Consider the following 13,398-nt stretch of genomic DNA (forward strand, 5'->3'; position numbering starts at 1 on the left):
CTTCGCTTCAAAGTTATTAAAAATGATTTCGACAGTTTATAACCGATTGATTTTAGGATTCTATTCCTAAAACTTGTTGGGCAAGAGCAATCATTTTAGGAGTTCCTGTATGTTTATTTTTCTCATCTGATAATTTGACAACAGCTTCCCAATGACTATTCTCTGGTTTCGTGTCCGTAAGTTTAATTACCATATTCATTGCAGGTAAACCAACATCATTGCTGAAGTTTGTTCCTATTCCAAAAGACATTTTTATTTTGCCTCTACAAAAATCAGCGATTACTTTTACCTTTTCCAAATTCAATGAATCAGAGAAAACTATAATTTTTGATTTAGGGTCTATTCCCATTTTTTCATAATGCTCGATCGTTTTTTTAGCAAACTCAATTGGATCACCACTATCATGCCTAACACCATCAAAAAGTTTAGAATATTTTTTATTAAATTGTTCGAAAAAGACTTCGGTTGTGTACGTATCAGTTAATGCAATTCCGAGGTCGCCTTGATACACTTTTGTCCAATTTTCGAGACTAACCGCATTAGCGACTTTAAATCCATATTCCGAAGCGTGATACATAAACCATTCGTGAGCGTGAGTTCCTGACGGTTTTCTGTTTTGAGACATTGCAAAATGCACATTACTAGTTCCTAAAAAATTATCTGCACCATGCGCATCTAATGTATCATTAACCATTTTTTGGACTTCGTAAGAATGACGACGACGAGTTCCAAATTCTAAAATCACGACTCCCAAACTCTTATAACTTTCAATTTTTGATTTAGTGATGCGTTTTACTTCTTCATCGTCCACACGAACTAAATTTTGAGAAACATAAAAAAGTTCAGAGATCAAAGCCATTAATGGAACTTCCCAAAGAATTGTTCGGTACCAATATCCTTCAATAGTCACTTTTAGCTCGCTTCCCTCCTGCTCAATCTTAACTTCAGTTGGATCGTATTGATACCCTTGCAAAAAATCTAAATAAGTTGGATCTAAATAGGGACAATTATCAGCAAGAAACTTCTTTTCAGCAATCGTTAATTTTAAATTAATCATTTTATCAACAGCTTTGCGAAGCAAATTAGCAAAATGAGGAGGAAATTGATGTTTTCCTCGATTGATGAATGCATAACGAACTTTAGCTTTTGGAAAAAGCTTGATTACAGCATGCTGCATGGTAAATTTATAGAAATCGTTATCTAAAATTGAATGTAATTGAACTAAAGTCATATGCTCTTAAAAATTGTCAACGATTATTTTTTGGAGTTCATTTCGCATTTTATCATTGCTTATCTCTCCTTTTTCAATATCGAAATTATCATCAAAACTTGGTAATGAAAATGTTGCTTTTACATTCCCTCCATAAAAAGGAAAAGCATTTTTAGCAATTCCTAAAACACTTGTTGCACCGTTTGCTCCGGTAGAAGTTGCCATAAGAAGCATAGGTTTATCTTGAAAAATGTCTTTTCTAATTCGTGTACACCAGTCAAAAACATTTTTGAAAGCAACAGAATAATTTCCGTTATTCTCCGCCATTGAAACTACTAAAATATCTGCAGTACTGATTTTATCTACAAAATTTTGAGCCAAATTATGTTTTCCAATTTCTTCCTCGATATCAACAGAATAAATAGGCATTTGGAAATCATTTAAATCTAGTACTTCAACTTCTGCATCATTGAATAGATGTGCCGCTGATGTCGCTAATTTTTTATTGATGGAGTTTTTACTCGGGCTTGCGCCAAAAGCTATAATTTTCATAGTTTTTTTTTATAAAAATAGTGAAATTAGAGCACGAATGGAATTGAATACTTATAATTCTAACTAGTTTATCATTGCGGAAGAATTCATTACTGCAATAAGTAATTTTTTGAGATGTTTCCAGAAGGACAAATAGCACTAATAAAATCCATAAAGATAAACACATAATTTGTCATTCCGGAGGAATCCCTAACTGTAATAAGTAAATTGTTGAGATGCTTCCAGCATGACAAACTGGGAGGTTTTTTTATACAAAAACTGGAGTCTCCGTTTAATTTGTCATTCCGGAGGAATCCCTGACTGCAATAAGTAAATTGTTGAGATGCTTCCAGCATTACAAACTTTATGAACTTGTTTTAAGCAAAAACTGCAATTCTCGTTTAGTTTGTCATTCCGGAGGAATCCCTGACTGCAATGAGAAAATTGTTGAGATGCTTTCAGTATTACAAACTTTGTGAACTTGTTTTACGCAAAAATTATTATTCACGTTTAGTTTGTCATTCCGAAGGAATCCCTGACTGCAACAAGTAAATTGTTAATATGCATACAATATGACAAAATTTAGGTTAAAAAAAAACCGCAGAATTGCTTCTACGGTTTCTATTAATTTTTATGCACTACGACTGAGTCCTCTCTCGCAATGACTATACGTTAAAACGGAAGTGCATTACATCACCATCTTTAACGATATATTCTTTACCTTCTACTTTGAATTTTCCTGCCTCTTTACATTTAGCTTCTGAACCATAATGTACAAAATCCTCGTATGCGATAACTTCTGCGCGAATAAATCCTTTTTCGAAGTCGGTGTGAATCACTCCTGCAGCTTGTGGCGCAGTAGATCCAATATTGATCGTCCAAGCGCGAACTTCTTTTACACCTGCTGTGAAATAAGTCTGTTGTTTTAATAATTTATAAGCAGCACGAATTAAAACTGAAGCTCCTGGCTCACTCAATCCCATGTCTTCAAGGAAAACTTGGCGTTCTTCATAGCTTTCAAGTTCTGTGATGTCAGCTTCAGCTCCTACAGAAAGGATGATTACTTCAGCATCTTCATCTTTAACTAGTTCACGAACTTGGTCAACATATTTATTTCCGCTTACTGCTGAATTCTCATCAACATTACAAACGTATAATACTGGTTTAGCAGTTATCAATTGAAAAGACTCCATTAAAACCTCTTCATCATTACCTTGAGTTGTAATTGTTCTAGCAGATTTAGCTTGTAACAACGTTTCTCTAATACGATCTAAAAGTGCTTTTTCAGTCTGTGCTTCCTTATTCCCTGTTTTTGCAGCACGATTTACTTTTTCTAAACGTTTTTCTACCGTTTCTAAATCTTTTAACTGCAATTCAATATCGATCGTTTCTTTGTCACGAATTGGGTTCACATTTCCATCAACGTGAACAATATTATCATTATCAAAACAACGTAAAACGTGAATAATAGCGTTACACTCTCTAATATTTCCAAGAAATTGATTTCCTAAACCTTCTCCTTTACTTGCTCCTTTTACTAATCCAGCAATATCTACGATATCTACAGTAGCCATTTGAACACGCTCTGGTTTTACTAATTCTTCCAGTTTTTGCATTCTAGAATCCGGTACATTAACAACTCCTATATTAGGTTCGATAGTACAAAAAGGAAAATTGGCACTTTGCGCCTTTGCATTTGACAAACAATTAAATAATGTTGATTTTCCAACATTTGGTAACCCTACAATTCCTGCTTTCATACTATTTCGATTTACAAATAGCAGTTGTCTGCTATACGTTTCTTGTTAATTACTTTTTAAAGTTTGCAAATATAAGATTTAATAAATGTTTGCTACCATAATCACCAAATTAATCCATCTCGAAACTATTTTTACAACATTTTACGCTAACTTCAGCAGTTTTTATAACAATTTATTAAAGTCGTAATTTTATTGGCCTATTTAAATGAATTATTAATTTTATTATCAAATTCAATGAATATACTAATGTTAAGTTAAAAAAATATTATATTGCACTGAATTATTACAACTAACTAAAACCAAATTCTATTTATTATGAAAAAATTAATTTTGCTTTTATTTCTATTAAATGTGTCATTTCTTTTTGCTCAAAAAGAGATTTCAGGTATAGTAAAAGATAATACTGGCTTTGCTTTACCAGGGGTTAACATTATCGAAAAAGGAACCAGCAACGGTGTTTCTACGGATTCAAATGGAGCTTACAAAATAAAAGTTAAAGAAGGCGCAATGCTAGTTTTTAGCTATGTAGGCTTTTCTAATTTAGAAAGAGCAGCTTCCACTCCAACAATCAATGTTGTTTTATCGGAAGAAGGTGGTCAAGTTTTACAAGAAGTTCAAATTGTAGGTTCAAGAAATACAAAAAGAACAGTTACAAATTCAGCTGTGCCAATTGATATAATTAGCGTGAAAGATGTTACTACTCAAAGTGGAAAGTTAGAAATAAATGAATTACTGCAATACGTTGCGCCTTCGTTTAATGCTAACAAACAATCTGGATCTGATGGTGCAGATCACGTAGATCCGGCTTCTTTAAGAGGTTTAGGTCCAGATCAAACTTTGGTTTTAATAAATGGTAAAAGAAGACATCAATCGTCTCTAATCAATCTTTTTGGAACGCGTGGACGTGGAAATACAGGAACTGACCTAAATGCTATTCCAGCAGCTTCGATCAAAAGAATTGAAATTCTTAGAGATGGTGCTGCGGCTCAATATGGTTCTGACGCTATTGCGGGAGTAATCAATATTGTTTTAAATGATGACGTTAACGAATTAACGGGTACTGTAACTTATGGTGCATTTAACACGAATGCAAAAGGAGATTTCCCAGTTGGAACAGCTAATACTGACGGGTATCGTTTGGATAAAAATGGAAATGGAAATACATTTGGCAAAGATCAATCTTTTGACGGTGGGTCTGTTAAAGTCGCTGCAAATTACGGTGTTGCTATCGGTGAAAAAGGCGGTTTTGCTAATTTCACAACAGAATATATTAACAAGAATAAAACGTTACGTCCAGGATTTGATTTCAGAAAAGGTTTTGGAGAAGCTGCCATTCAAGGCTTTAACCTTTTCGGGAATATGGTAATTCCTATTTCTGATAAAACAGAGTTTTACGCTTTTGGTGGACGAAATTTTAGAGATACTGATGCTTACGCATTTACAAGAAATGATGGAGAACGCGTTGTGCAATCCATTTATCCTGGTGGTTATACCCCAAGAATTACTTCAAATATTATTGATAATTCTATGGCTGCAGGTTTCAGAACTGAAACTACTAGTGGATGGAAAATAGATATTAGTAATACATTTGGTAAAAATCTTTTCCATTATTACACTAAGGGAACAATCAATGCCTCTTTGGAAGATGCTTCTCCAACAGATTTTGACGCAGGTGGACATAGCTTAAGTCAAAACACTACAAATTTTGATGTTTCTAAAAATTATGATGGCGTGATGAGCGGTTTAAATCTTGCTTTTGGAGCAGAATTTAGAACTGAAAAATTCAACATCTTTGCTGGTGAAGAAGGTTCATACGCAACTTACGACATAAATAGGAGACCAATCACTGATCCTTCAACGCAAACATTGCCTTCAATTCCTAATCCAGATTATGATGCAACTGATCCAAACTCTCCGTTAACACTTCCTAGACCTGGAGGTTCACAAGGGTTTCCTGGATATAGCCCATTAAATGAGGTGGATAGAAGTAGAACAAATTTATCTCTCTATACGGATGCTGAATTAGACCTTACTGAAAATTTCTTAGTTAGTGGAGCAGTTCGTTTTGAGAACTACAGCGACTTTGGAAGTACACTGAATGGTAAATTAGCAATGAGATTAAAAGCAAATAAAAACATAAACATTAGAGGTTCTGTAAGTACAGGTTTCCGTGCTCCTTCATTAGCGCAAGTATACTATAACTTACGTTTTACCAATTTTAGTTCAGCTGGAGCAACAGAAGTTTTACTTTCGCCAAATAACAGTCCAGTGACAAAATCATTTGGTATAGAAAAATTAAATGAAGAGAAAGCTTTTAATGCATCTTTAGGTTTTACTGCAAATTATGGCGATTTCACAGCAACAGTTGATGGATACTTAATTAACGTAAAAGACAGAATTGTATTAACTGGTTATTTTGACGCAACTCCTTTAGGTGTTGGTGTTGATAAAGCACAATTCTTTGTGAATGGAGTTGATACTAAAACTACAGGTTTAGATGTTGTTTTAGCATGGAAAAAAACAATTAATGAAAGCAAGTTTGGAGTAACATTAGTGGGTAACATTAATGATATGAAAATTGATAAAGTAAAAAACGGAAGTTTAGCAGCAAATGCTTTTTTCGGCGAGCGTGATAAAGGATTTTTATTAGCATCTGCTCCAAATAATAAATTTGGTTTGAACTTTAATTACAATAGAAAAGCTTTTGATGCTGGATTAGCATTCACAAGATTTAGTGAAGTAAAATTATTAGATTACCAAATGGATGAAGATGTAGCTGATTATGGATCATTTGCTGACCAAGTGAAAGCTGCAACTGATACTTACGGTGCTAAAATTGTAACTGATTTAACTTTAGGTTACAAAATTAGTAAATCGGCAAAAATTACTTTAGGAGCTAACAACTTATTAAATGTTTATCCTGATCAACAAGATGACTGGGTTGAAGGCGGTGGATATTGGGATGCAGTACAAATGGGTTTCAGCGGAGCTTACTACTACGCTAGACTTGGTTTTACATTCTAATTTAATTTAAAGAAATATTTATTTCAAAAAAGAGTTGTCGAAAGGCAGCTCTTTTTTTTGTTCATTATCTTCAATAAAAACTGATATTGTCGAATGTGTAGAATTCAAACTATTCTAGAAGCAGAAGGCTTACTTAACTTTAAAGCATAATTTTTAGACAATTGCTTTAGGATGGTGGAAGTCAAAATACTATAAAAAAAAAGGTTTCCGCTACGCTGAAGCTGACAAACTGAATGTTTTGTGCTTTTGCAAAAATTAAAATCACGCCATATAAATAGAAGATAATTTATTGATATGTGACGTGGTCAGTGCTACGAAATCGTAAAATTTGTTCCATAAAAAAACCTGCTTACATATATAAACAGGTTCTATAATATCGTGAGATTTATAACTTATTCGTTATGCAAGAATGCTTGTCTGTTAAGTAACGTTTCTTCAGACTCTACATGGTTGTCATCAGGAATACAGCAGTCTACGGGACAAACCGCAGCACATTGTGGCTCATCGTGAAAACCTTTACATTCTGTACATTTTCCAGGAACTATATAGTAAACTTCATCTGAAATAGGTGTTTGAGCCTCATCAGAATCTACTTCTGTACCGTCTGGTAAAATAATTTTACCTTTCAATTTCGTTCCATCTTTATATCTCCAATCGTCTGCTCCTTCGTATATCGCTGTATTTGGGCATTCTGGTTCACAAGCGCCACAATTGATACATTCGTCTGTTATAATAATTGCCATTGTTCTTTATTTAAAAGTATAAATAGTTAGGTATTAGAGTTTGTTTTTAAAACTTGAGCTTTTTTAGCAATGTCTAAATACTTTATCCTTATTTTTGTGCAAAATTACAATCAAAACTATTCATAAGCAAACATTATGACATTAGATACAAAAAAAAATGTTTTTGTTAAATTAGGAGAATTTTTAGCTCAATTTTCTGAAAATAACACAGTAAAAAATCGAGCCGTTTTGCATAATGACAGATTTTTTGATGCATTTGTGGATTTAATACATTTGTCACAATCGCACAATGGTTGGTACACTCCTGAACAAGTATATTTTTCTATTCAATCATGGGCTGAAGCATTAACTGAAGAGAACTTGACTCAATGGCTATCTCCGTATGATTTAGATAAAAATAAATCTAAAAATGTTGCGCTGATTCTAGCAGGAAACATTCCTTTAGTTGGATTTCATGATTTCCTTTCCGTTTTAATTACTGGAAATACCGTCTTGATAAAAACCTCATCAAACGATCAGCATTTATTACCTTTTTTAGCCAAATACATTATTGCTGTAGAGCCAGAATTTGCAAATAAAATAAATTTTGTAGAAGGAAAATTAGAAAATTTTGATGCTGTTATTGCTACGGGAAGTAACAATACTGCTCGTTATTTTGAATATTATTTTAAAGACAAACCTTCGATAATAAGAAAAAGCAGAAACTCAATTGCCGTATTAACAGGTAATGAAACTAAGGAACAACTGACGGCTTTAGGAGAAGATATTTTTAGATATTTTGGTCTAGGATGTCGCAATGTCTCTAAACTTTTTGTGCCAAAGGATTACTCTTTTGTCGCGTTTTTTGAAGCGATATTCGAATATAAAGATGTCATTTATTACGAAAAATATGCTAACAATTATGATTACAACAAGGCTGTTTTCTTGATGAGTAATTTTAAATTATTAGATAATGAGTTTTTAACTCTGAAAGAAGATATAAGTCATGCCTCACCGATTTCAAGCGTATTCTATGAAAAATATGAAGATATTGAAGCTTTAAAAAATAAATTAGAGTTGGAAAGTGAGCAAATACAGTGCATTGTAAGTGATGGTGTTATAGAAAACAGTACGTATTTTGGCAAAACACAAAAACCTGCATTATGGAATTACGCAGATAACATAGATACAATTTCGTTTTTGATAACAACATAGTATAATTATGTTCAATATTTTCGAAATAATCAACGTTTTTTCGAGAGCTATTTCCGAAATTTGCACTTTAATTTTTCGGATATAAACTACACCATGAAAAAACACAACTACAGCGCAGGACCTTGCATTTTACCACAAGAAGTTTTTGAAAAATCAGCACAAGCAATTTTAAATTTTAATGATTCGGGTTTATCTATTTTAGAAATTTCGCACAGAAGTAAAGATTTTGTAGCAGTAATGGATGAGGCAAGAGCATTAGCTCTTGAACTATTAGGCCTAGAAGGAAAAGGATATAGCGCACTATTTTTAGCTGGCGGAGCAAGTTTAGAATTTTTAATGGTGCCTTACAATTTAATGAAAGAAGGCGGAAAAGCCGCTTATCTTGACACAGGAACTTGGGCTAGCGGAGCGATAAAAGAAGCGAAGCTTTTTGGAGAAACTGTAATCGTAGCTTCTTCAAAAGATCAAAATTACAATCATATTCCAAAAGGGTACACTATCCCTCAAGATGCAAACTATTTACACTGTACAAGTAACAATACTATTTTTGGAACGCAAATGAAGGAATTTCCTTCAGTAGACATACCATTAGTTTGCGATATGAGTTCAGATATTTTTTCCCGACAATTAGACTTTTCTCAATTTGATATTATCTATGCAGGAGCTCAAAAAAACATGGGTCCAGCAGGAACTACTTTAGTTATAATCAAAGAAGAAATTCTTGGTAAAAACGGAAGAGTAATACCTAGTATGTTGGATTACGCAAAACATATTAAAGCTGAAAGCATGTACAATACTCCTGCTGTTTTTCCAGTTTATGCGTCTTTATTGACTTTACAATGGCTTAAAAAACTTGGTGGTATTGCAGCGATTGAAAAAATAAACAATGCAAAGGCATCTTTACTTTATAATGAGATTGACAGAAATCCATTATTTAAAGGAGCTGCTGCAATTGAAGACCGTTCCACTATGAATGCTACTTTCTTGCTGAATGATGAAGCTCATGCAGCTACATTTGACGCAATGTGGAAAGCAGCAGGAATTTCTGGATTGCCAGGACATCGTTCTGTAGGTGGTTACAGAGCTTCTATGTACAATGCACTTCCTCTGGAAAGCGTACAAGTATTAGTTGATTTAATGAAAGAATTAGAATCAAAAATATAATCACTCCAACGAAAGAGTAATCTAGGAACACAAAAAACAATATCTACTCGGGATTCTAGCCCCGATACTAGTGAAAATCCTTTTTATGAGCTTTTTAGCGAATAAAAAGATTGCAGCGGATAGCGGGAAATAGCTCCTAAAATTAAACAAAAATTAACTATGAGAACGGAATGACTTCTTTTCTCGCAATGATATAAATAATGAAAGTATTAGCCAATGACGGAATTTCGAAAAGTGGAATTCTAGCTTTAGAAAAAGGTGGATTTGAAGTAATTACTACAAAAGTAGCGCAAGAACAAGTTGCTAACTTTGTAAATGAGAATGATGTGGCAGTTGTTTTAGTGCGAAGCGCTACTAAAGTTCGTCAAGATATTATTGATGCTTGTCCAGGATTAAAAATCATCGGTCGTGGTGGTGTAGGAATGGATAATATTGATGTGGATTATGCTAAAAGCAAAGGAATTCATGTGATTAATACTCCAGCTTCTTCATCAGAATCAGTAGCAGAATTAGTTTTTGCTCATTTATTTTCTGGTGTTCGTTTTTTACATGATTCGAATAGAAATATGCCTTTAGAAGGTGATACTAATTTTGATGGCTTAAAAAAGGCATACGCAAATGGTATTGAATTAAGAGGAAAAACACTTGGTATAGTAGGAATTGGTCGTATTGGCCAAGCGACTGCTAAAATGGCTTTAGGTTTAGGAATGAAAGTTATTGCGGCGGATAGTTTTATTCCACAAGTTGATGTGAAAGTTGAATTTTTTGATGGTCAATCGATTACAACTACAATTGTATCTCAATCACTAGAGTCTTTGTTTAAAGAAGCTGATTTTATAACATTACACGTTCCAGCTCAAGACGGATACATAATTAGTGAAAAAGAATTTGCTACTATGAAAGATGGTGTTGGAATCGTTAACTGTGCTAGAGGTGGTGTAATTGATGAAGTTGCATTAGTAAAAGCATTAGATAGCGGTAAAGTATTATTTGCTGGATTAGACGTTTTTGAAAACGAACCAAATCCAGAAATGGCTATTTTAATGAATCATAAAATCTCACTTACGCCGCATATTGGTGCAGCTACTGGGGAAGCACAGGATAGAATTGGAACTGAATTAGCTTCGCAAATAATTAATTTGTTGAAATAGCACTTTAGTGAATTCTATTATTTAGAATTTATTTATAGCTTTACGTAACAATTTTAACAATTAAATTTAGGGTTATGGCTGGATTAATGGATTTATTAGATAGCGACTTAGGTCAACAAATTATTTCTATCGTAAGTCAGCGAGCAGGAACAACTGAAAATGAAACTTCATCAGTTTTGTCATCAGCTTTACCAACTTTGCTTGGTGCGATGCAGAACAATGCAGCAACTCCTGAAGGTAAAAGTGGTTTACTTGGCGCATTATTAGGAGGGAAACATGATGGTGGAATTCTGGATAATTTGTCAGGTTTTCTAGGTGGAGCAGATTTATCTGATGGTTCTAATATCTTGGGTCAGGTGCTTGGTGGAAATCAGCCTAATGTTGAAAATAATTTGAGCCAAAATACTGGAGTGAGTTCTGACAAGATTGGAATGATATTAAAAATGGCAGCCCCTATTTTAATGGCTTATCTTGCAAAAAATGCAAAACAAAGTGGCATCAATAAAAACGACGAATCTTCGTCTGGCGGAGGAATAAGCGATATTCTAGGTGGATTACTTGGAGGCAATGAAGGAAGTTCTACTTCTGGAGCAGGTGGATTATTAACTTCTTCATTGGACCAAAACGGCGATGGAAAGTTAACTATTGACGACGCGGTTTCTGCAGCTAGTAAATATGGAGAAATCGGAGGAATATTTGGTAAAATTTTTGGTAAGTAGAAAACAATTAAAAATAATAAAAAAGTCATTTACAAATTGTAAATGACTTTTTTTTATGCTAAAAAACTAGTAGTCAGCGAGTTATTTTTCGTAACTTTAGTGCTATAATTTTAAATTTATGAGAAATATTATTTTAATGTTAGTTGTGATCTTTGGTATACTGTTGAGCTGTAATAGTTCTAAGCAAGCGATGAACAATGCAGAACAAATAGGTGCAGTAAAAAGTGATACGATTAGAATTGCTAATGAGGAATTGGAATATGAAGTACTTATAATTGACTCGGGATTTAGCTCTTGGTTGATCACGAATTCTTATCCTAGAAATTATCATTCCCAAAGTTACTTAGAAGCTAAAAACAATGTTTGGGTAGCAGAATATAACAATAGAGCTTTGCAACCTAATCGATACAGTAGTTATTTATATGAAATGCCTATTAATTATAATCCAAACATAGACTACGGTTATGAAGTAAATTATTTGATTTACAATTATATGGTTTATTTTCAAAACACCAATAAACAAAAGCTTTTTGGCTATGTACCGCAACGATAATCTTCTTATCTTTGTGATCATTGAATACAAAAATGAACAAACTAAAAGAGCGTTGGAAAATTGAGTCTAATTACCAGCTGACTATCATTTTTATTGTCTTTGCAATAACAGGATCGGCTTCTGCTTGGTTATCCAAGCCATTCTGTTTTTGGTTGGGAATTACAAAAGAAGATTTAGGTTTATGGTTTACTGCGGTTCGTTTACTCCTAATTTTTCCAATTTATCAAGTTTTACTTGTTACAATAGGTTTTCTCTTCGGACAATTTAAATTCTTTTGGTCATTCGAAAAAAAAATGTTGAAACGATTGGGTTTAGGATTTCTTTTTAAAGAATAAAAAAACGCCTCACTTAGGAGACGTTTTGTTTTTTTATCAAATAATTATAAATCCAGGTCAATGTAAATGTCGGAATAAAATCTGTGAAAGGTAATATTTCCTCTAGAAAAGTAATCACTCCTCCTACTTTACCAACTGTTCCTTTATACATCCATGTCATTAAATACCCCGCTAGAGGAGCCCAAATTACATCTGAAAATTCTCCAATAAAAGGAACTGTAAATGACAACATACCAATTGCGTCAAACAAAAGACCTAACAATAAGTTTTTTATTTTGTTGTCCGCTTTGACAATTTGAATTTGTTCTCGCATATTTTTTTTAAAATTTAAAGTACACGTACAAATCTAATGCCAATTATTTATTGAGTTTATCTTGGTACATTTTTTTTAACTTATCAATTTTCGGGGTGATTACGTAACTGCAATACCCTTGTGTTTTATTTTGATTGTAATAATTTTGATGATAGTCTTCAGCAACATAAAAAGTGGGTGCTTGTGACATTTTTGTTACAATTGGTTTACCAAAAGTATTTTCTGAAGTCATTAATGCTATATAATCTTCTGACAATTGTTTTTGAAAAGCATTGTGATAGAAAATTTCACTGCGATATTGTGTTCCCACATCTGCTCCTTGACGGTTTAAAGTCGTAGGGTCATGAGTTGCAAAAAATATTTCTAACAATTCACCAAAACTTATCAAAGCAGGATCAAATGTAATTTCTATTGCTTCTGCGTGTCCGGTTTCACCAGTTCCAATTTCACTGTAGGTAGGATTTACAGTTCGTCCACCAATGTATCCTGAAACTACTGACTTAACTCCCTTTAATTCTAAAAAAACTGCTTCTGTACACCAGAAACAACCTCCTGCGAAAGTTGCTACTTCCATTCCTTCTTTTACTTCCATATTTTTTACTTCTTTACTCTTTGGTACTACAACATTACTTTGCTTTCCACAAAATGAAAAAGGCAGTAGTGCCAAAAAAAGTCCAATTATTTTTTTCATGATTTTTGTG

Annotated in this window: 13 protein-coding genes; 7 read left to right on the forward strand and 6 right to left on the reverse strand. The window is 33.3% G+C overall.

Translation table 11 applies throughout. The features are described 5' to 3' along the window. Window positions 1-52 precede the first annotated feature (52 nt). The 3 genes from pncB to ychF form a co-directional block, all read right to left on the reverse strand. Window positions 53-1,231, reverse strand: a complete 1,179-nt coding sequence (pncB, locus tag RCH19_RS03830) for a nicotinate phosphoribosyltransferase (protein WP_343022109.1) — start codon at window positions 1,229-1,231, stop codon at window positions 53-55. Window positions 1,232-1,237: 6 nt separating this feature from the next. After that, window positions 1,238-1,762 carry an NAD(P)H-dependent oxidoreductase gene (locus RCH19_RS03835; RefSeq protein ID WP_343022110.1) on the reverse strand — a complete coding sequence of 175 codons (525 nt, stop codon included), beginning with the start codon at window positions 1,760-1,762 and terminating at the stop codon, window positions 1,238-1,240. A 644-nt stretch (window positions 1,763-2,406) separates the two neighbouring features. Then, window positions 2,407-3,501: a redox-regulated ATPase YchF gene (gene ychF, locus RCH19_RS03840; RefSeq protein WP_343022111.1), complete on the reverse strand. Its 1,095-nt coding sequence runs from the start codon at window positions 3,499-3,501 to the stop codon at window positions 2,407-2,409. A 315-nt stretch (window positions 3,502-3,816) separates the two neighbouring features. Here ychF and RCH19_RS03845 point away from each other — a divergent pair, with 315 nt between their 5' ends. Continuing rightward, a complete protein-coding gene (locus RCH19_RS03845) occupies window positions 3,817-6,525 on the forward strand; it encodes a TonB-dependent receptor (RefSeq protein WP_343022112.1) in 2,709 nt (902 codons plus the stop codon). Window positions 6,526-6,917: 392 nt separating this feature from the next. Here the strand turns inward: RCH19_RS03845 and RCH19_RS03850 are convergent, their stop codons facing one another. Continuing rightward, window positions 6,918-7,268, reverse strand: coding sequence for a 4Fe-4S dicluster domain-containing protein (locus RCH19_RS03850; protein ID WP_121925579.1), 351 nt, complete (start codon window positions 7,266-7,268; stop codon window positions 6,918-6,920). A 135-nt stretch (window positions 7,269-7,403) separates the two neighbouring features. Between RCH19_RS03850 and RCH19_RS03855 the strand changes: the two genes are divergently transcribed. The 6 genes from RCH19_RS03855 to RCH19_RS03880 all read left to right on the forward strand — a co-directional run bounded on the left by RCH19_RS03855 (window position 7,404) and on the right by RCH19_RS03880 (window position 12,384). Beyond that, window positions 7,404-8,462 carry an acyl-CoA reductase gene (locus RCH19_RS03855; RefSeq protein ID WP_343022113.1) on the forward strand — a complete coding sequence of 353 codons (1,059 nt, stop codon included), beginning with the start codon at window positions 7,404-7,406 and terminating at the stop codon, window positions 8,460-8,462. A 93-nt stretch (window positions 8,463-8,555) separates the two neighbouring features. Further along, window positions 8,556-9,626 carry a 3-phosphoserine/phosphohydroxythreonine transaminase gene (gene serC / locus RCH19_RS03860; RefSeq protein WP_343022114.1) on the forward strand — a complete coding sequence of 357 codons (1,071 nt, stop codon included), beginning with the start codon at window positions 8,556-8,558 and terminating at the stop codon, window positions 9,624-9,626. Window positions 9,627-9,826: 200 nt separating this feature from the next. Beyond that, complete coding sequence (locus RCH19_RS03865) at window positions 9,827-10,777, forward strand: D-2-hydroxyacid dehydrogenase (protein WP_343022115.1); 951 nt, start codon at window positions 9,827-9,829, stop codon at window positions 10,775-10,777. Window positions 10,778-10,851: 74 nt separating this feature from the next. Continuing rightward, the gene (locus RCH19_RS03870; RefSeq protein WP_343022116.1) at window positions 10,852-11,496 is read left to right on the forward strand and encodes a DUF937 domain-containing protein; all 645 of its coding nucleotides are present in this window, start codon (window positions 10,852-10,854) and stop codon (window positions 11,494-11,496) included. Between the two features lie 118 nt (window positions 11,497-11,614). Continuing rightward, window positions 11,615-12,049 (forward strand): DUF6146 family protein, encoded by a 435-nt coding sequence (locus RCH19_RS03875; RefSeq protein ID WP_343022117.1) that lies wholly within the window; start codon window positions 11,615-11,617, stop codon window positions 12,047-12,049. 32 nt (window positions 12,050-12,081) lie between these two features. Next, window positions 12,082-12,384, forward strand: coding sequence for a DUF6787 family protein (locus RCH19_RS03880; protein WP_343022118.1), 303 nt, complete (start codon window positions 12,082-12,084; stop codon window positions 12,382-12,384). Window positions 12,385-12,397: 13 nt separating this feature from the next. Here RCH19_RS03880 and RCH19_RS03885 read toward each other — a convergent pair whose 3' ends face one another. Further along, window positions 12,398-12,697: a hypothetical protein gene (locus RCH19_RS03885; protein WP_121925586.1), complete on the reverse strand. Its 300-nt coding sequence runs from the start codon at window positions 12,695-12,697 to the stop codon at window positions 12,398-12,400. 43 nt (window positions 12,698-12,740) lie between these two features. Further along, window positions 12,741-13,289 carry a peptide-methionine (S)-S-oxide reductase MsrA gene (msrA, locus tag RCH19_RS03890; protein WP_121925706.1) on the reverse strand — a complete coding sequence of 183 codons (549 nt, stop codon included), beginning with the start codon at window positions 13,287-13,289 and terminating at the stop codon, window positions 12,741-12,743. Window positions 13,290-13,398: the final 109 nt, after the last annotated feature.

The sequence above is a fragment of the Flavobacterium sp. PL12 genome (assembly GCF_039123485.1).
In the GTDB taxonomy this organism is placed as follows: Bacteria; Bacteroidota; Bacteroidia; order Flavobacteriales; family Flavobacteriaceae; genus Flavobacterium; species Flavobacterium weaverense.